Origin of the sequence: Streptomyces sp. AB3(2024) (assembly GCF_041862025.1) — a bacterium.
Taxonomy (GTDB): Bacteria; Actinomycetota; Actinomycetes; order Streptomycetales; family Streptomycetaceae; genus Streptomyces.
This window is the reverse complement of record NZ_JBGWAB010000087.1, coordinates 1-17,418: the sequence shown is the minus strand read 5'-3', so window position 1 is coordinate 17,418 and position 17,418 is coordinate 1. Positions and strand designations below refer to the sequence as shown.

16 protein-coding genes, 1 tRNA gene and 1 riboswitch are annotated in these 17,418 nt (G+C 70.7%); of the genes, 11 read left to right on the top strand and 6 right to left on the bottom strand.

Going from position 1 to position 17,418, the window contains the following annotated elements; genetic code table 11:
• Nucleotides 1–122: 122 nt before the first annotated feature.
• From ACEPPI_RS27675 to ACEPPI_RS27650, 6 genes are all read left to right on the top strand, one after another.
• Nucleotides 123–1,139, top strand: coding sequence for a transglycosylase family protein (locus ACEPPI_RS27675; RefSeq protein WP_373917985.1), 1,017 nt, complete (start codon nucleotides 123–125; stop codon nucleotides 1,137–1,139).
• A gap of 275 nt (nucleotides 1,140–1,414) precedes the next feature.
• A riboswitch (cyclic di-AMP (ydaO/yuaA leader) is annotated at nucleotides 1,415–1,584 on the top strand.
• A 2-nt stretch (nucleotides 1,585–1,586) separates the two neighbouring features.
• Nucleotides 1,587–2,339 (top strand): transglycosylase family protein, encoded by a 753-nt coding sequence (locus ACEPPI_RS27670; protein WP_373917984.1) that lies wholly within the window; start codon nucleotides 1,587–1,589, stop codon nucleotides 2,337–2,339.
• 293 nt (nucleotides 2,340–2,632) lie between these two features.
• Entirely contained in the window at nucleotides 2,633–3,919 is a 1,287-nt protein-coding gene (gene eno / locus ACEPPI_RS27665) for a phosphopyruvate hydratase (RefSeq protein WP_030028493.1), read from the top strand.
• A 98-nt stretch (nucleotides 3,920–4,017) separates the two neighbouring features.
• Nucleotides 4,018–4,506, top strand: coding sequence for a septum formation initiator family protein (locus ACEPPI_RS27660; RefSeq protein WP_373917983.1), 489 nt, complete (start codon nucleotides 4,018–4,020; stop codon nucleotides 4,504–4,506).
• A gap of 70 nt (nucleotides 4,507–4,576) precedes the next feature.
• On the top strand, nucleotides 4,577–5,119 hold the full coding sequence (locus tag ACEPPI_RS27655; RefSeq protein WP_373917982.1) for a DUF501 domain-containing protein: 543 nt from the start codon (nucleotides 4,577–4,579) through the stop codon (nucleotides 5,117–5,119).
• Nucleotides 5,116–6,087, top strand: coding sequence for an exopolyphosphatase (locus ACEPPI_RS27650; RefSeq protein WP_373917981.1), 972 nt, complete (start codon nucleotides 5,116–5,118; stop codon nucleotides 6,085–6,087). The genes ACEPPI_RS27655 and ACEPPI_RS27650 overlap by 4 nt, the downstream gene beginning before the upstream one ends.
• 62 nt (nucleotides 6,088–6,149) lie before the next feature.
• On the opposite strand, the gene ACEPPI_RS27645 is transcribed toward ACEPPI_RS27650, so the two are convergent.
• Both ACEPPI_RS27645 and ACEPPI_RS27640 read right to left on the bottom strand, forming a co-directional pair.
• Nucleotides 6,150–6,419 (bottom strand): type II toxin-antitoxin system RelE/ParE family toxin, encoded by a 270-nt coding sequence (locus ACEPPI_RS27645; RefSeq protein WP_373917980.1) that lies wholly within the window; start codon nucleotides 6,417–6,419, stop codon nucleotides 6,150–6,152.
• Nucleotides 6,416–6,688, bottom strand: coding sequence for a type II toxin-antitoxin system Phd/YefM family antitoxin (locus ACEPPI_RS27640; protein WP_373917979.1), 273 nt, complete (start codon nucleotides 6,686–6,688; stop codon nucleotides 6,416–6,418). The genes ACEPPI_RS27645 and ACEPPI_RS27640 overlap by 4 nt, the downstream gene beginning before the upstream one ends.
• Before the next feature lie 654 nt (nucleotides 6,689–7,342).
• On the opposite strand from ACEPPI_RS27640, the gene ACEPPI_RS27635 reads away from it, so the two are divergent.
• Both ACEPPI_RS27635 and ACEPPI_RS27630 read left to right on the top strand, forming a co-directional pair.
• Complete coding sequence (locus ACEPPI_RS27635; RefSeq protein WP_373917978.1) at nucleotides 7,343–8,728, top strand: NAD(P)/FAD-dependent oxidoreductase; 1,386 nt, start codon at nucleotides 7,343–7,345, stop codon at nucleotides 8,726–8,728.
• A 167-nt stretch (nucleotides 8,729–8,895) separates the two neighbouring features.
• Nucleotides 8,896–10,272 carry a class I SAM-dependent methyltransferase gene (locus ACEPPI_RS27630; protein ID WP_373917977.1) on the top strand — a complete coding sequence of 459 codons (1,377 nt, stop codon included), beginning with the start codon at nucleotides 8,896–8,898 and terminating at the stop codon, nucleotides 10,270–10,272.
• Nucleotides 10,273–10,360: 88 nt separating this feature from the next.
• Here ACEPPI_RS27630 and ACEPPI_RS27625 read toward each other — a convergent pair whose 3' ends face one another.
• Nucleotides 10,361–12,904 carry an ABC transporter permease gene (locus ACEPPI_RS27625; RefSeq protein ID WP_373917976.1) on the bottom strand — a complete coding sequence of 848 codons (2,544 nt, stop codon included), beginning with the start codon at nucleotides 12,902–12,904 and terminating at the stop codon, nucleotides 10,361–10,363.
• A gap of 67 nt (nucleotides 12,905–12,971) precedes the next feature.
• Complete coding sequence (locus ACEPPI_RS27620) at nucleotides 12,972–13,739, bottom strand: ABC transporter ATP-binding protein (protein WP_373917997.1); 768 nt, start codon at nucleotides 13,737–13,739, stop codon at nucleotides 12,972–12,974.
• 510 nt (nucleotides 13,740–14,249) lie between these two features.
• Here ACEPPI_RS27620 and ACEPPI_RS27615 point away from each other — a divergent pair.
• Together ACEPPI_RS27615 and ACEPPI_RS27610 are read left to right on the top strand one after the other, a co-directional pair.
• Nucleotides 14,250–14,331 (top strand) — tRNA-Leu (locus ACEPPI_RS27615).
• Nucleotides 14,332–14,467: 136 nt separating this feature from the next.
• Nucleotides 14,468–15,322 carry a Bax inhibitor-1/YccA family protein gene (locus tag ACEPPI_RS27610; protein ID WP_285528008.1) on the top strand — a complete coding sequence of 285 codons (855 nt, stop codon included), beginning with the start codon at nucleotides 14,468–14,470 and terminating at the stop codon, nucleotides 15,320–15,322.
• A 111-nt stretch (nucleotides 15,323–15,433) separates the two neighbouring features.
• Here ACEPPI_RS27610 and ACEPPI_RS27605 read toward each other — a convergent pair whose 3' ends face one another.
• On the bottom strand, nucleotides 15,434–15,664 hold the full coding sequence (locus ACEPPI_RS27605) for a DUF4287 domain-containing protein (protein WP_373917975.1): 231 nt from the start codon (nucleotides 15,662–15,664) through the stop codon (nucleotides 15,434–15,436).
• A gap of 101 nt (nucleotides 15,665–15,765) precedes the next feature.
• Between ACEPPI_RS27605 and ACEPPI_RS27600 the strand changes: the two genes are divergently transcribed.
• Complete coding sequence (locus tag ACEPPI_RS27600; RefSeq protein WP_373917974.1) at nucleotides 15,766–16,113, top strand: hypothetical protein; 348 nt, start codon at nucleotides 15,766–15,768, stop codon at nucleotides 16,111–16,113.
• Here the strand turns inward: ACEPPI_RS27600 and ACEPPI_RS27595 are convergent.
• A complete protein-coding gene (locus tag ACEPPI_RS27595; protein WP_280917517.1) occupies nucleotides 16,097–16,900 on the bottom strand; it encodes a hypothetical protein in 804 nt (267 codons plus the stop codon). The genes ACEPPI_RS27600 and ACEPPI_RS27595 overlap by 17 nt on opposite strands.
• Nucleotides 16,901–17,418 lie beyond the last annotated feature (518 nt).

Sequence of the window (17,418 nt, the reverse complement as noted above, 5' to 3'; positions counted from 1 at the left end):
GCAACCCGGCGGCGGAAACCGATCGGCTGACCGGAAGTCAGCCCCGGCCCGAACTTGTGACATCCGTTCGAAGGCGGCTAGGTTCTGCCGTTACCCCGCCGTTATGCGAAAGGTGCAGCCACATGCTTCCCGGGAACGGCCGCCACAGACGCCCCCGCCAGGTACCAGCCCTGGTCGTCACCGCCGGAGTCACCGGCTCCGCGTTGGCCCTGCCGCTGCTCGCCGCCACGAACGCGAGCGCAGCCGACACCGCCACGTGGGACAAGGTCGCCGACTGCGAAAGCGGCGGCACCTGGAGCGCCAACTCCGGCAGCGGGGCGTACGGCGGCCTCCAGTTCAGCCTGGAGCAGTGGAAGAACGCGGGCGGACTCGCCTACGCGGAGCGCCCCGACCTCGCCAGCCGCTCCCAGCAGATCGCGGTCGCCGAGACCGTACTGGCCTCCCAGGGCCCCCAGGCGTGGCCGCTGTGCTCCGCCTCGGCCGGGCTGACCCAGCAGGGTCCGGCCCCGCAGGTGGACCCCGGCAACCGCCGCGGGCCCGTCGCCCCCACCCCGACCCGGCCGGACAGCGCCGTGCCCGATTCGAGTTCGAGCGGCCGCGCCACCGACTTCGGGGCCCCGACACCGCAGCCGGCGAAGCCGGGCGCCTCCCCGTCCACGAGCCCGAGCGGGCTGCCGGACTACCCGCTGGGCCCGAACACCGGACTGCCCGTCATGCCGGACCCGGACCCGACCGCGCCGACCACCACGCCCCCGGTCAGCCCCACCACCCCGGTGGACCCGACCGCCCCGGTCTCCCCGACGGCCCCGGTCAGCCCGACCGCCCCGGTGGACCCGACGGCCTCCCCGGTTCCGACGACCCCCGGCGTCACCCCGGCCTCTCCGGCCGCGGAGAAGGGTGAGGGCGCGGGCAAGCACCGCGGCCCGGCTGCCGTCGAGGTGCCGGCCGCGCCCGGCACGCCGTCGGGCACCCCGGACCCCACGTACACGGTGAAGGCGGGCGACAGCCTCGCCGACATCGCGAACGCCAAGGGGCTCAAGGGGGGCTGGACCGCCCTCTACCAGGCCAACGAGCAGGTCATCGGCGGGGACGCGGACCTCATCAAGCCCGGCCAGAATCTGGATCTAACCAAGAAATAAGGGCAGTTCGGGCATCCGGAAAGGCCTGAATGTCCGTTATCGGCAAATGAGACATGCGTCTCTTCCGGTCAACTGGCGTGTCTCATTCCGGAACTTCCACAAACCCCGCCCTCACCTGCGAAAACGCCCATTTGAGGAATGCAAGTAGGCCGGTTTCTCCCTGATGTCGCGCGTTGAACATCGGGGAGAGACCTGCCTACCTTCTGAATCGCTCGCCACCGCGGGCTCCTTCGACCGCATCGCCGAATCCTGCCGGCGGACGGAGGGAACAGTCGTCGCGTCAAGCGCCGAAGGCAGGAGCGGGGGAACCAAGGTAGGCGCCGGGAAGGGCCGTTGAGAGACGGCCGCGAACGGCTAGGGGTTAAGCCACGTGCTCGACACGTGACCGGGCAACTCATCCGCCCGAACCCGACAGCTCACCTCGAAGGCGTCGGTGAGGAGAACTCCATGCTGCTTTCCGGCAAGGGCAAGCACCGTCGCGGCTCCAAGGCCGTCCGCATCGTCACGCTCGCCGGTGTCGCCGGTGTCGCCGTCGCCGCCCCGCTGATGGCCGCGGGCTCCGCGAGCGCCGCCACCGTCAGCGAGTGGGACAAGGTCGCCTCCTGCGAGTCCGGCGGCAACTGGTCCATCAACACGGGCAACGGCTACTACGGCGGCCTGCAGTTCTCGTCCTCCACGTGGGCCGCGTACGGCGGCACGGCGTACGCCGCGCAGGCCAACAAGGCCTCCAAGTCCCAGCAGATAGCCATCGCCGAGAAGGTCCTCAAGGGCCAGGGCAAGGGCGCTTGGCCGTCCTGCGGCGTCGGCCTGTCCAACTCCGCGTACAACGGCGGCGGCTCGACCACCACCCCGTCGAAGCCGAAGCCGGACACCAAGCCGGCCCCGGCGAAGCCCGCCCCGGCGAAGCCCTCCACCCCGAAGGCCGACACCGAGACCAAGGCGTCCGGCTCCGGCTCGGGCAACTGGACCCCGTCCAAGCCCGCCCCGGCGAAGCCGTCCACCCCGAAGGCCGAGGCCCCCGGGGCCGGCACCGTGAAGACCGGCAACGGCTCGTACGAGGTCAAGGAGGGCGACACCCTCGGGACCATCGCCCAGGCCAACGGCGTCAAGGGCGGCTGGGAGAAGCTCTTCGACCTCAACAAGGACATCGTCGACGACGCCGACATGATCTTCCCGGGGCAGAAGCTGAAGCTCAGCTGAACTCCCTCGTAACACCGCATCACCGGGCCCGGCCCGTAGTGCTTCCCGCCGCCCGGCGCGTCTTCCACGCGCCGGGCGGCGGTGTGTTGTGCACTGCCGCCGACCTGCGGCGGATACCGCCGAGGGCGAACGGGTGAGGGTCTTATGTCAGGGAAGAGGGGTATTCGGGCCCTTTTTCGTCCCAGGACCCGGGCGGCGACCGGCCCAGTGCCCGGAGCCGGTTAGGCTCTAGTCGGCAAGGCCGTCCCACGGCCACCCGCCACCGCACATCCAGCGTCACATCCCAGAAGGAGATGCTCGTGCCGTCCATCGACGTCGTCGTAGCCCGGGAAATCCTGGACTCCCGAGGCAACCCCACGGTCGAGGTCGAGGTGGGCCTCGACGACGGCAGCACCGGCCGTGCTGCCGTTCCGTCCGGCGCCTCCACCGGTGCATTCGAGGCCATCGAGCTCCGTGACGGTGACCCCAACCGTTACATGGGCAAGGGTGTCGAGAAGGCCGTCCTCGCCGTCATCGAGCAGATCGGCCCGGAGCTCGTCGGCTACGACGCCACCGAGCAGCGCCTGATCGACCAGGCCATGTTCGACCTGGACGCCACCGACAACAAGGGCTCCCTCGGCGCCAACGCCATCCTCGGCGTGTCCCTCGCCGTCGCGCACGCCGCGTCCGAGGCCTCGGACCTGCCGCTCTTCCGCTACCTCGGCGGCCCGAACGCGCACCTGCTGCCCGTTCCGATGATGAACATCCTCAACGGTGGGTCGCACGCCGACTCCAACGTCGACATCCAGGAGTTCATGATCGCCCCGATCGGCGCGGAGTCCTTCTCCGAGGCGCTGCGCTGGGGTGCCGAGGTCTACCACACCCTCAAGAAGGTCCTGCACACCAAGGGCCTCTCCACCGGCCTGGGCGACGAGGGCGGCTTCGCCCCGAACCTGGAGTCCAACCGCGCCGCGCTCGACCTCATCATCGAGGCCATCAAGCAGGCCGGCTACACCCCGGGCAAGGACATCGCGCTCGCGCTCGACGTCGCCGCGTCCGAGTTCTACAAGGACGGCAAGTACGAGTTCGAGGGCCAGTCCCGCTCGGCCGCCGAGATGACCGACTACTACGCCGAGCTCGTCGAGGCGTACCCGCTGGTCTCCATCGAGGACCCGCTGTTCGAGGACGACTGGGCCGGCTGGAAGACCATCACCGACCGCCTGGGCGCCAAGGTCCAGATCGTCGGCGACGACCTCTTCGTCACCAACCCGGAGCGCCTGGCCCGCGGCATCGAGGAGGGCTCCGCGAACGCCCTGCTCGTGAAGGTGAACCAGATCGGTTCGCTGACCGAGACCCTCGACGCCGTCGAGATGGCCCAGCGCAACGGCTTCAAGTGCATGATGTCGCACCGCTCCGGCGAGACCGAGGACGTCACCATCGCCGACCTCGCCGTCGCCGTGAACTGCGGTCAGATCAAGACCGGCGCCCCGGCCCGCTCGGACCGCGTCGCCAAGTACAACCAGCTGCTGCGCATCGAGGAGATCCTCGACGACGCCGCGGTGTACGCGGGCCGCTCTGCCTTCCCCCGCTTCAAGGGCTAATCACCGCCTCTCGGCGCTGGCCTCCGTACGTCCCCGCACTCGGTCCCGTACCGTGTGCGGGGACGTATTGCGTAGTACGCACCAGGGGAGGCGGGACCATGGCCGGGAACCGGGATCGGTTCTCCACCTTCTCGACGGCGACCAGGCTCAAGGAGCTCGGCGAGCGCACCGCGGCCCACGTCTACCGCTCACAGTCCCGCCGGCACATCCGGCGCAGCCGGCTCACCGGCCGGGCGGCCCTGCTGGTGCTCGTCCTCTGTACCCTGGTCGTCGCCCTCGCGTATCCGATGCGCCAGTACGTCTCCCAGCGCTCGGAGATCGCGGACCAGCAGCGGGCCGCCGCCGACGCGCGCAAGCGCCTCGACCAGCTCCGGGACGAGAAGGCCCGCTGGCAGGACCCCGCCTACGCGGAGCAGCAGGCGCGCAGGCACCTGCACTTCCTGCGTCCGGGGGAGGTCGGCTACATCATGACCGACCCCGGCTCCGGAGCCGCGGAACACCGCCGCGGCGGGGAGTCGGGATCCGACCGCCCCTGGTACTCCAACGTCTGGGACGGCGTCGACAAGGCCGACCGCCCCGGCGACTGAGCCCGCCCGCCCGTCCCCGCACCGCCCCGTCCCGCACCCACCCACGAGAACGAAGAGACTTCCTCCAGGCATGCAGACGCCCCCGCCCCAGACCGACCGGACCGAGCCGAACGACGAGGACATCGAGGCGTTCGAGCAGCAGCTCGGCCGCCCCCCGCGCGGGCTGCGCGCGATCGCGCACCGCTGCCCCTGCGGCCAGCCGGACGTCGTGGAGACCGCCCCGCGCCTCCCCGACGGCACCCCCTTCCCCACGCTCTACTACCTCACCTGCCCGCGCGCGGCCTCCGCGATCGGCACGCTGGAGGCCAACGGCGTGATGAAGGAGATGCAGGCCCGGCTCGCCGAGGACCCGGAGCTCGCCGCCGCCTACCGGGCCGCGCACGAGGACTACATCCGCCGGCGCGACGCCATCGAGGTGCTCCAGGGCTTCCCCAGCGCCGGCGGCATGCCGGACCGGGTGAAGTGCCTGCACGTGCTCGTCGGCCACTCGCTGGCCGCGGGCCCCGGCGTGAACCCCTTCGGCGACGAGGCCCTGGCGATGCTGCCCGAGTGGTGGGCCAAGGGCGCCTGCGTCACCCCGTGCGGGGAGAAGAAGGCGGAGGCCGACGCGTGACCCGGGTCGCGGCCGTCGACTGCGGTACGAACTCCATCCGCCTCCTCGTCGCGGACTGCGACCCGGCCACCGGTGAGCTGGTCGAGCTGGACCGCCGGATGACGGTCGTCCGGCTCGGCCAGGGCGTGGACCGGACCGGCCGGCTGGCCCCGGAGGCACTGGAGCGCACCTTCGCGGCCTGCCGCGAGTACGCCGCGGTGATCAAGGATCTGGGTGTCGAGCGGGTCCGTTTCGTGGCCACCTCGGCCTCGCGGGACGCCGAGAACCGGGACGACTTCGTCCGGGGCGTCCTGGACATCCTGGGCGTGGAGCCCGAGGTGATCTCCGGGGACCAGGAGGCCGAATTCTCCTTCACCGGCGCCACCCGCGAGCTCACCGGCCGCACCCACCTGGAGCGGCCCTTCCTGGTCGTGGACATCGGCGGCGGCTCCACGGAGTTCGTGGTCGGCGAGGAGCACGTACGGGCGGCCCGCTCGGTGGACGTGGGCTGCGTCCGGATGACCGAGCGCCACCTGGTCGTGGGCGGGCAGGTCACCGACCCGCCGACCGCCGCGCAGGTCGCCGCCATGCGCGCCGACATCGAGGCGGCCCTGGACCTGGCGGCCGAGACGGTCCCGCTGGGCGAGGCGCGCACCCTGGTGGGCCTGGCGGGCTCGGTGACCACGGTCGCCGCGATCGCCCTGGACCTGGCGGAGTACGACTCGTCGGCGATCCACCACTCCCGGATCCCCTACGAGCGGGTCCGCGAGATCAGCGAGCGGATGCTCGCCTCGACGCACGCCGAACGCGCCGCGATCCCGGTGATGCACCCGGGCCGGGTCGATGTGATCGGCGCCGGCGCCCTGGTCCTGCTCGCGATCATGGAGCGGACGGGAGCGGCCGAGGTCGTCGTCTCGGAGCACGACATCCTCGACGGCATCGCCTTCAAGACCGCGGAAGAGGCTGAGGCCGACAAGCAGCGGTTCTGACCCGCACAATCGCTGTACGTCGGCGCCCCGGTCAGCTGACCGGGGCGCCGACGTCATCGGACTCAGATGTTGCGGTAGACGTCTCGCCGGTCGCCGACCTTGACGACGAGAATGACGAGTTCGCCGTCCAGGACCTGATAGGCGATCCGGTAACTGCCCACCCGGAGCCGGTAGAGGCCGGACGGTCCGGTGAGCTTCTTGACGTCGGCGTCCTCGCGGTACGGATCGTCTCCCAGCGAGGTCAGTGCGGCGAGGATGCGCATCGCGGCCGGCTTGTCGATCGCCCGGAGCTGCCGTTGTGCCGCGGCGGTGAATCGGAACGCGTACTTCACGCCGCGCCGTCACCCTGTTCGCTGAACAGATCGGCCAGAAGCTCGGCCATGGTCACGGTCGGCCCGCCTTCGGCCAGCACGGCCTCCGCTTCACGTGCGAGCAGTTCGTCGGCCGCCGCTTCGAGCGCGTTGAAGTCCGCGATGGGGACCAGCGCAGCCACCGGATCGCCGTTGCGGGTGATTATGGTCGGCGCGCCCTGTTCCGCACGGTTGATGTGGTCCGCGAGATGGGCACGGGCTTCGCGCACGGTTACAGCGTTCTCACTCATGGCCCTAGTGTACGCGTGGGTGTGTACACGTGCCCATCTCGGCGCCAAATCGATGCGGGTTCGCCGGAGATGCTGGACGGCATCGCCTGGTCCGCGGCCTGACTGCGGCCCCACGCCTGCGCACAGCCGCCCTCATGGCATACGCAAGACCGTGTACACCGCTCGCCACGGCCACGGCGGGGCCCGCCCCCGGGCCTGAACATCGTGTTCCGCCCGATGGGGTGGTCGTGGTCGGGGCGAGTGAGGAACGAGCGGAGGCCGGGCGGAGACCGGGCGGAGGGCTCGCGGAGGCCGAAAGTCCCCTCCTCCGCACGAACTTCGTGAAGTTCTTCACAAGGAAAAGAGGCCTGTTGGGCCGCAGGAAGGGCCCTTCGAGGGGTTCTCGGGGGTCGCGAGGCCGTTTCTCCGTGTGTTTGTGCGAAGAAGTAGGGCTGCGGGTTTCGTATCAGAGGTATGGACGAAGACCGGTGGTCCAGTCCGGTTCAGGCCCTGGAGGCCAGTTCAGGACGGGTGAACAACGATTTTTGATCCACTCCGGTTCCCGTTGTGCCTCATGATCTGAGTCACGTGGGCCGCGCAGTGTAGCAGAGGGTGTGTGTCACCTTGTGAAGGGGCTCACGAGCGTCACCCCTTGGGGTGCTGGATACTCATTCCATGAGCACCACGGAGCGTCCCAGGATCCTCGTTGTAGGAGGTGGGTACGTAGGCCTGTACGCGGCCAAGCGCATCATGAAGAAGATGCGCTACGGCGAGGCGACCGTCACGGTCGTCGACCCGCGGTCGTACATGACCTACCAGCCCTTCCTCCCCGAAGTGGCCGCAGGCAGCATCTCGCCTCGGCACGTCGTCGTCCCGCTGCGACGCGTGCTGCCCAAGGCGGAGGTCCTCACCGGCCGGGTCACCACCATCGACCAGGACCGCAAGGTCGCCGTCGTCACGCCGCTGGTCGGCGAGGCGTACGAGCTGCCCTTCGACTACCTGGTGATCGCGCTCGGCGCCGTCTCCCGCACCTTCCCGATCCCCGGCCTCGCCGAACAGGGCATCGGCATGAAGGGCGTCGAAGAGGGCATCGGCCTGCGCAACCACGTCCTTGAGCAGCTCGACAAGGCCGAGTCCACGACGGACGAGAACGTCCGCCGCAAGGCACTCACCTTCGTCTTCGTCGGCGGCGGCTTCGCCGGTGCCGAGACGATCGGCGAGGTCGAGGACATGGCCCGCGACGCCGCGAAGTACTACTCCACGATCAAGCGCGAGGACATGCGCTTCATCCTGGTCGACGCGGCCGACAAGATCCTTCCCGAGGTCGGGCCCAAGCTCGGCACCTGGGGCAAGGAGCACCTCGAGTCGCGCGGCATCGAGATCTACCTCAACACCTCCATGGACTCCTGCGTGGACGGCCACGTGGTGCTGAAGAACGGCCTCGAGGTCGACTCCGACACCCTGGTGTGGACCGCGGGCGTCAAGCCCAACCCGGTGCTGGCCCGCTACGGCCTGCCGCTGGGCCCGCGCGGCCACGTCGACACCGCCCCGACCCTCCAGGTCCAGGGCACGGACTACATCTGGGCCGCGGGCGACAACGCCCAGGTCCCGGACATCGCCGCCCGCAAGGCCGGCGTCGAGAACGCCTGGTGCCCGCCGAACGCCCAGCACGCGCTGCGCCAGGCCAAGGTCCTCGGCGACAACGTCATCTCGGGCATGCGCGGCTTCCCGCAGTCCGAGTACTCGCACTCCAACAAGGGTGCGGTGGCGGGCCTCGGCCTCCACAAGGGCGTCGCGATGATCGTCATGGGCAAGACGAAGATCAAGCTCAAGGGCCGGCTCGCCTGGTACATGCACCGTGGCTACCACGGCATGGCCATGCCGACCTGGAACCGCAAGATCCGCGTCTTCGCCGACTGGACCCTCGCCATGTTCCTCAAGCGCGAGGTCGTCTCCCTCGGAGCGCTGGAGACCCCGCGCGAGGAGTTCTACGAGGCCGCCAAGCCGGCTCCGGCCCCCGCCGCCGCCGCGGCTCCGGCCCAGAAGGCCAAGGCTTCCTGACCCCCGGCACCCGCCGGCAGGAACCCGAGCAGTACCCGTACGTCCCCGAAGGGGCCTCCCGCCATCCGTGGTGCGGGCGGCCCCTTCGGCGTACCCGGTGCCGGTTCTGATTGACGCGTGCCCGAAACGGGTAGGCCGTTCGGTCGGAACTTATGGAGGTGCCTACGATGACCGACGCCGCGCCGCGGCTGGCCGCTCTTGCCGAAACCCTGCTGGGCGCCCCCCTGCCCGTCCGCATACGTGCCTGGGACGGCAGCGAAGCCGGTCCCGCCACCGGCCCCACCCTGGTGATCGAAAACCGGCGCGCACTGCGCCGCGTCCTGTGGATGCCCGGGGAACTCGGGCTGGCCCGCGCCTGGGTCGCCGGGGACCTGACCGTCGACGGCGACCTGTTCGAGGCCCTGGACCGGGTGGCCGGACTGCTCTGGGAGCGGGAGCCCGCCGAGGCCCCCGCCCCGCCCGCGCCCCGCACGGGCCTGGGCAAGCTCACCGCCCTGCGCCCCCACCTGCCCGCGCTGCCCTCCGGCGCCGCCGGGACGGCCGCGTTACTCCGCGATCCGGCGAGCCGGGCCGCCGTACGGGACCTCGTGGCCCTGGCCCGGCCCTGGGCGGCGCCCGCGCCGCCCGCCGAGGAGGCCGTCCGCAGGGGCGGGCCGGCCCACTCCAAGGGGCGGGACCGCCACGCCATCAGCCACCACTACGACGTGGGCAACGCCTTCTACGAGCACGTGCTCGGGCCCTCGATGGTCTACTCGTGCGCCTACTGGAGCCCCGGCGGGACGCTGGAGGAGGCCCAGCGCGACAAGCTGGACCTGGTCTGCCGCAAGCTGGGCCTCAAGGAGGGCGACCGGCTCCTCGACGTCGGCTGCGGCTGGGGCTCCATGGCCCTGCACGCGGCCCGCGAGCACGGGGTGCGGGTCACCGGGGTCACCCTCTCCCGCGAACAGGCCGCCTACGCCCGCAAGCGGATCGCCGAGGAGGGCCTGACCGACCGGATCGAGATCCGGGTTCAGGACTACCGGGACGTCAAGGACGGCCCGTACGACGCCATTTCCTCCATCGGGATGGCCGAACACGTCGGCGCCGAGCGCTACCGCGAGTACGCCCGAACCCTGCACGCACTGCTCGCCCCCGGCGGCCGGCTGCTCAACCATCAGATCGCGCGTCCGCCGGAGGCCGACGAAGAGGCCTACCGGGTCGACGAGTTCATCGACGCCTACGTCTTCCCCGACGGGGAGCTGTCCCCGGTCGGCACGACCGTCGGCGAACTGGAGCGGGCCGGCTTCGAGGTCCGAGACGTGGAGGCGCTGCGCGAGCACTACGCGCTCACCCTGCGGGCCTGGGTGGCCCGGCTGGAGGAGCACTGGGAGGAGGCCGTACGCCTCACCTCGCCCGGCCGCGCCCGCGTCTGGCTGCTCTACATGGCGGCCTCCGCGCTCGGCTTCGAGCACGCCCGGCTCGGGGTCAACCAGATCCTGGCGGTGCGGCCCGGGGGCTCGGGGGCCTCGGGGCTGCCGCTGAGGGCGCGTACGTGGGGCGCGTGACGGCGTAGGGCGGTGTGACCGGGAGACCGGACGCCGAAGGGCCCCGGGGGCGTGCCCCGGGGCCCTTCGCGCGCGTGAGCCGCGTCCGCTACTCGGTCTTGATGGCGGTCAGCATGTTCAGCCGGGCGGCGCTGCGGGCCGGCCACATGGCGGCCAGGACGCCGACCAGTCCGGCGAGGAGGAAGAAGATCCCGATCCGGTCGAAGGGGATCACCAGCTCGTAGCCCGGGACGGAGCCCGCGATGGTCCGGCCGCCGGCCCAGGCGAGGAAGACGCCGACGCCGATGCCGAGGACCGCGCCGAAGAGCGAGATGACGACGGCCTCCAGGCGGATCATGTTCTTGACCTTGCCGCGGTCGAGGCCGACCGCCCGCAGCATGCCGATCTCCTGCTGGCGCTCGTAGACCGACATCGCGAGGGTGTTGATCACGCCGAGGACCGCGATGATCAGCGCCATGCCGAGCAGGCCGTACATGACGTTCAGGGAGGTGTTGATCATGCCGGCCATCTCGTTGCGCATGTCGGCCTTGTCGGAGACCTTGATGGCCGGGTTCTTGCCGAGGGCGTCGACGACGGCCTGCTGGCCCGCGGCGGAGGTGCCGCCGGAGACCTTGACGAGCACCTCGGGCAGGTACTGGGACTCGTTGTGCGCGGCGAGGATCCTGTTGTCGAGGACGTAGTCCTCCAGCTGGTTCTTGCCGTCGTACAGGGCGCCGACCTGGAGCTTGCCCTTCTGCCCGTCGTCGTACTCGGCGTCGACGGTGGAGCCGACCGACAGACCCCTCTTCTGGGCCTCCTTGGCGGAGACCATCAGCTTGCCCTGGCCCAGGGAGGCGAGGTCACCGGCGGTGGTCTTCACGTTCAGCACCGCGTCGAGGGCGGCCGGGTTGACGCCGCTCACCGTCCGGTGGCCGTCGCCGATCTTGACCATCTCCATGGTCTTCGGGGAGACGGCGGTGACGCCCTTGCCCTTCTCCAGGGCGGGGAGCACGGACTTGTCGAGGTTCATGCCCTCGCCGGCCATCGTGACCCGGTAGTCGGCCTTGATGTTCTGGGTGCTGAGCCTGTCGACGGCCTGGCCGACGGTGATGCCGATGACCGACATCGCGGTGACCAGGGTGAGGCCGATGGTCAGCGACGCGGCGGTGACGGCGGTGCGGCGCGGGTTGCGGACCGCGTTCTGCGCGGCCAGCTTGCCGGAGACGCCGAACACCTTCTCCAACAGCGGGCGGACCGCGGCGATGACCGGGCGGGACAGCATCGGCAGCAGGACGAACAGGCCGATGACCAGGAAGAACGCGCCGCCGGCGATGGTGGTGCGGCCCTCGCTCTTCTGACCGGCGCCGAGCAGGACCACGCCGACGCCGATGACGGCCAGGACGCTGCCGATGATGTTGCGCAGCACCAGGGACTTCATGGTGGCCGGCAGGTGGGCGCTGCCCATGGCGGCGACCGGGGCGATCTTGGCGGTCCGGCGGGCGGGCAGCCAGGCGGCCAGCATGGTCACGAGGACGCCGATGACCAGGGCGACGAGGACGGTCGCCGGGGCGATGATCAGCGGACCGGCCGGGATCTTGGCGCCGAAGAGGCCCATCGCGGAGCGCATGGCCACCGCGAGGCCGATGCCGCAGGCCAGTCCGATGACGGAGGAGATGAGGCCGACGACTCCGGCCTCGGCGAGGACCGAGCGCTTGACCTGCCCGCGGTTGGCGCCGACGGCGCGCAGCAGCGCCAGCTCCTTGGTGCGCTGGGCGACCAGCATGGTGAAGGTGTTGTAGATCAGGAAGATGCCGACGAAGAGGGAGACCCCGGCGAAGATCAGCAGGCCGGTGCTCATGCCGGACATGGCCCGCTCGATGTCCTTGGCCTGCTCGGCGGCGAGTGCGGCGCCGGTCTTGGCGTCGGCGCTCTTGGACAGCAGCGGCTTGATGTCGGCGAGCAGCTGGTCGGCGCCGGTGCCGGCCTTGGCGGTGATGGAGAGCTCGCGGTAGAAGCCGGGCTGGAGGTAGAGCTCCTGGGCGACCTTGGTGTCGAAGAGGACGAGGCTGCCGCCCGCGTTGACGGCGCCGTCCTCGGTGGTGAAGACGCCGGTGAGGGTGAACTCCCGGACCGGGCCGTTGGTGGCGACCCGGACCTTGTCGCCGACCTGGTACTTGCCCTTGGCGGCGGTGTCCTTGTCGAGGGCGATCTGGTCGTCCCCGACCGGCCCGGCGCCGTCGGTGAAGGTGTAGCGCGGGTCCTTGCCGTCCTTGACGGGGGCGAAGTTGGCACCGGCGTTGGCCCAGCCGCTGCCGATCAGCTTGCCGTTCTGGTCGCCGACGCCGGCGAAGCCCTGGACGCGGCCGGAGACCGAGTCGACGCCCTTGACGGCCTTGATCTTGTCGAGGGTCTGCTGGCCGATGCCGGGGTCGCCCTGCTTCTGGCCGTCCTCGCCGCGGCCGCGGCCGTAGTCGGTGACGGATACCGCGACGCCCTCGTAGGACTTCGCGGACTGGTTGGACATGGCCTTGCTGAGCGTGTCGGTGAACACGAGGGTGCCGGAGACGAACGCGACGCCGAGGGTGACGGCGAGCACCGTCATCAGCAGCCGGGCCTTGTGCGCGAGGACGTTGCGCAGGGCGGTACGGAACATGGGATCTCAGTCCTGGGGCTGGAAGTCTGTGCGGAGGGCTGCGGGGGGGCCGCCGGGCGGCGCCGCTTCAGCTGGTACGGCCCTTGGCGTCGAAGGCCTTCATCCGGTCGAGCACGCCGTCGGCGGTGGGCTCGCGCATCTCGTCGACGATGGTGCCGTCGGCGAGGAAGATGACGCGGTCCGCGTAGGAGGCGGCGACCGGGTCGTGGGTGACCATCACGACGGTCTGGCCGAGCTCGCGGACCGAGTTGCGCAGGAAGCCGAGGACCTCGGCCCCGGAGCGGGAGTCGAGGTTTCCGGTGGGCTCGTCGCCGAAGATGATCTCGGGGCGGGAGGCCAGGGCGCGGGCGACCGCCACGCGCTGCTGCTGGCCGCCGGAGAGCTGCGTGGGGCGGTGGGAGAGGCGGTCGGAGAGGCCGACCATGGCGATCACGGTGTCCAGCCACTGGCGGTCGGGCTTGCGGCCGGCGATGTCCATCGGGAGCGTGATGTTCTCCAGTGCGGTCAGGGTCGGCAGCAGGTTGAACGCCTGGAAGATGAAGCCGATCTTGTCCCGGCGCAGCTGGGTCAGCTGCTTGTCCTTGAGGGAGCCGAGCTCGGTGTCGCCGATGCGGACCGAGCCGCCGGAGAAGGTGTCCAGGCCGGCGACGCAGTGCATCAGGGTGGACTTGCCGGAGCCGGACGGGCCCATGATCGCGGTGAACTGACCCTGCGCGAAGTCGACGGAGACGTTGTTCAGCGCGACCACCTGGGTCTCGCCCTGGCCGTACACCTTCGAGAGCTGCGTGGCGCGGGCGGCCACGGCCTGGGAGGTGTGGTGCGGGGCGTAGTTCATGGCGGTCACGGAGGACTCCTGTCGGGCGGCTGCTGCGGTGGGGCTGGGACCCTTCCATCCTCACCGCGCGGGCGGGGCCGGGGATCAGCCGAGGTGCCCGTTCTCCGGCCCACTGGAGTCTGATCGCGAGCGCGTCCGCCTCCTCCTTTGGTATGACAGGAGCCCCGAGGACCGGCCGTCGCGGCCGGCCCCGGAGGGGGGCCGCGACGACGGGGCCGGGGCGTGGACGGGGGCGCGACCGGGGGCGTGGCCGGGGCGTGCTCAGGGGCGTGCTCAAGGGGTGGCCCGGGGTGGCGGGCGGGGTGGCGCGGGGCAGCGAAATTACGTCATTCCCATGTCGGGGGAGAGCGTTGCCCGGAACGGTGCCGACCGTGACTTATCGACCCTGACGCTCCCTCAATCACCAATAAAATCAGACAACATCGGATAGAAGGCCGTCTGGGCGGCAGGGGGATCCGGATAGGCTCGCCACAGCGTTCAAGGCATTTTCACGGGGGCCCGCTGCGCCTTGCCCGGATGGTGGAATGCAGACACGGCGAGCTTAAACCTCGCTGGCCCTCGGGCCGTGCCGGTTCAAGTCCGGCTCCGGGCACTTCCGCAGCCGTCCCCGTTATTCACGGCGCTTCGACGCGTCTCCTCCTAAGATCCTCCTCCAGCAGTAGGGTGCTTTCTTTGCGAGCACATTACTCTTGTGACAAGGCTGCGCACGGTGGCCATGGAGGAGTGAGATGAGGAGCAGTAACCCGGTCTTCTCGCGACGGGGGTTCAGCCGCGACAACGGCGGCTACGCGGGCTTCGAGGCGCAGCACGCCCAGGCCGGGACCGCGACCAACCCATACGCGACGAATCCTTACGCCACCGACCCCACCACCGGCATGCCGGCGGCGCCGGTCCGCGGCAACGCCATGACGATCGACGACGTCGTGAGCCGTACGGCCATGACGCTCGGCACCCTGATCGTGACGGCGACGCTGGCCTGGATCACGCTTCCCGTCGACCCCGCGAACGTCAACAAGTCGTACGGCTTCGCCGTCGGCGCGGCGCTCGTCGCGTTCGTCCTCGCGATGATCCAGAGCTTCAAGCGCAAGCCGTCCCCCGCGCTGATCCTGGGCTACGCGGCCTTCGAGGGCGTCTTCCTCGGCGTCATCAGCATGGTGACCAGCACCTACATCAGCCCGGGTGTGGTCGTCCAGGCCGTGCTCGGCACGATGTGCGTCTTCGCCGCCGTGCTCTTCGCGTACAAGATGCGCTGGATCCGCGTCACCCGCCGCTTCACCGGCTTCGTGATGGCCGCGGCCCTCGGCTTCGTCCTGCTGATGCTGGCGAACACCCTGTTCGCCGTGTTCGGCGGCGGTGACGGCCTCGGCTTCCGCAGCGGCGGCCTGGGCATCGTCTTCGGTCTCCTCGGCGTCGTCCTCGGCGCCTGCTTCCTCGCCATGGACTTCAAGCAGGTCGAGGACGGCGTGACCTACGGCGCCCCGCGCGAGGAGTCCTGGCTGGCGGCCTTCGGCCTCACCCTGACCCTGGTGTGGATCTACCTGGAGCTGCTGCGCCTCTTCCAGATCCTCTCCGGCGACGACTAGCCGGACCGCCCGCAGGCACCGCCACGGGCACGGCACGGTACGGGGAAGGCCCCGCGAGCGGACCGCTCGCGGGGCCTTCCCGCGTCGTGGAGCGGGTGGAGGTGGGGGCTCTCAGCCGAACCGGCGTGCGGCTCTGCGCAGGTCGTACTCGTGGATGATCGCCTTGGCCTGACCGTACGAGAGCTCGTGCGCGCCGCGCAGCCAGCTGACCTTCTCCTCGAACCGGTGGAGGGAGGGGCCCTCGTCGACGGTGCGGAGCCAGTCGGAGATCTCACGACCGGTGGTCAGGGGGATTCTGTCGATCATGTTGCGGTGGGTCTGCTCGGAGAACTCTGCGGACATGGGCGCCTCCGGGGGTATCGCCGTGCTGTTCCCTTCACGTCACCGTGCCGGAGAGTTCGCCCGTTGGCAATGGTGCCGTGGCGCCGCGTAGGGTCGGCCGGGTGCTCGATACTTCGCCCTTGACGGACGCCGTGGAACGTTTCGCCGACCGGCTGCGGGCCGCCCCGCAGAGCCGCCTCCAGCGCGGGGCCGCCGCCGAGGCGCTCGACCTGGCCCGGGAGCTCGCCCTGCGGGCGCAGCGGCTGGAGGACCCCTCGGGGCGGGCTCGGGAACGGCTCGTGCCGGACGCCGGGATCTTCGTCGTGGGGGACCAGGTGTCGGTGACCGGGCTGGACCTCGCCGAGGTGCTGGGCGCGCTGCGGGACGGGGAGAACGCGAAGGCCCCGTCCGAGCTGCTGGACGAGGCCGTGGCGCTGGTGGAGCGGGCGGAAGTCAGAGCGATGCGATGACGCGGTCCGCGAGGATGTAGACGTTGCTGTCGGGGTCCTCGGAGTCGCCGCAGGAGAAGGTCAGCGCGTAGGCGCCGGAGATGCCCGAGCCGCCCAGCAGGACGGGCGCCGTGCCCGAACGGAGGGCCTCCGCGAGGCGCTCCGCCGTCTCCCGGTGGCCCGGGGTCATGCACAGCGTGGTGCCGTCCGTGAAGACGTACACGTCCAGGGTGCCCAGGGGGCCCGGACGGACGTCCGCGAGGGCCGTACGGGCCTCCGCGAGCTCCTCCAGGCGGTTGACCGTGCGCTCGTGGTCGGCGCCCGGGTGCGACTGGACCGGGACGAAGTCGGGGTGCGAGGGGTGACGCCGGCGGGCCGCGGCCAGTTCGGCCGAATCCTCCGGGTACTCGTCGGCGAGGTCGTCGCCCAGGACCGGCTCCAGGCCGACCATGTCCGCCTGCCGGGGCAGGAAGACCGGGCCGTCCTCACCGAGGCCGGGCAGGCCGCCCAGCAGCGAGGGGGCGTCGGCGGCGTCGCGGGCCTCCTGCGCGGCCCAGAAGGCCCGCGCCTCGGCCAGCTCGCGCTCGCGCTCCTCGGCGAGGGCCTCGGCCACGGCGGCTCGTATCTCCGCGGCGGGGGAGGTCCCGGCCGTGCGGGCGTGGGGGACGGTCGCGGCACGCGGGTGTGCCGACACCGTCAGCTCACCGCGCAGGGCCGTGACCTGCTTGCGCAGTCCGTGGACGGCGTGCAGCGCAGCAGCGCCCACGGCCGTGGCAGCGGCCGTGGTCAGCAGCAGGGCAAGAGACATGGCGCTCACTGACTAACTCCTGATTGATTCGATCCCCCGACTTCCTACATCAGCTTGTCCCGTGCTGGGAATGGCGTGCAGTGCATTACGTCATGAATTGGACAGGTCTTTCGGCCTGGCGGCCTCGGGGGGATAGCGTCTGACCTGGGCAAATGCCGATCCCCCAGGACAAAGGTCACATCCTGGGGGAGATTCGGTCACAGGTCGGCCGCGACCGGATTAGATTCGACGTCAGTACAGCGCATGGATCTAGAGGATCCCTTGCGGGGCCTGGGGGCCCACGCTGGGGCCGTACGAAGCCCTCACGCTCCGCTACGTTCAGGGGCCTCCGCTGCGGGCAGGTGCCGCCCCTCGTTCCTCGGGGCGACCCCTACCCTCCGCTGCGGCTCAGCTCAGCCGCTCCGGCCCGTGGTCGCGCTGGGCTTCGCCTCCGCTGCGGGCAGGTGCCGCCCCTCGTTCCTCGGGGCGACCCCTACCCTCCGCTGCGGCTCAGCTCAGCCGCTCCGGCTCGTGGTCGC